This is a genomic window from Mycobacterium sp. E3305 (genome assembly GCF_001666785.1).
Classification (GTDB): Bacteria; Actinomycetota; Actinomycetes; order Mycobacteriales; family Mycobacteriaceae; genus Mycobacterium.
Genome location: NZ_LZJA01000151.1, coordinates 1 through 591, shown reverse-complemented (window position 1 = coordinate 591; position 591 = coordinate 1). Strand labels below are relative to the sequence as shown.

2 pseudogenes are annotated in these 591 nt (G+C 66.7%); one reads left to right on the top strand and one right to left on the bottom strand.

Annotation, left to right across the window (positions count from 1 at the left end):
* A pseudogene (locus A5701_RS13840) lies at window positions 1-294 on the top strand (hypothetical protein); the annotation flags it as partial.
* 3 nt (window positions 295-297) lie between these two features.
* Here the strand turns inward: A5701_RS13840 and A5701_RS13835 are convergent.
* Window positions 298-591 (bottom strand): annotated as a pseudogene (locus tag A5701_RS13835) (hypothetical protein); the annotation flags it as partial.

Below are 591 nucleotides of genomic sequence, written 5' to 3'. Positions count from 1 at the left end.
ATCTCGACGATCTCCTTCGGGACGCCGTACGGCACCGTCGAGTACGAGGGCGCCACCATCCCGGTTCCCGTAGACGACCAGACGCTGCAGAAGATCTGCGAGATCACCGACGGCCAGGCGTTCCATGCCGACAGCCTGGAGTCGCTGAAGAACGTCTACTCGACCCTGCAGCGCCAGATCGGGTACGAGACCGTCAAGGGCGACGCCAGCCTCGCGTGGATGCTGCTGGGGGCGGTCGCGTTGGCCGGCGCGATCCTGGCCGGCCTGTTCCTGAACCGCCGGCTGCCGTCCTGACGATCAGACCGGCAGCCGCCGGTTGATCAGCAGCGCCAGCGCCGTCGCGATCAATGCGGTGATCACGCCCAGGCGCAGCCACCCGGCGCTGCCCGGCCCGGCCACGGTGCGATAGCCGATGTCCTTCTCGATGGCGTTGTAGCTCTTGTTGAGCTCGGCGATGTTGCTGGCGGTGTAGGACTGCCCGCCGGACAGCTTGGCGATCGTCTTCATCTGGTCCGTCGAAACCGGGACGGCCACGCGCTGCCCGTCCATCTCGATCTCGCCGGTCTTGGTGCCGAACGAGATCGTCGAGAT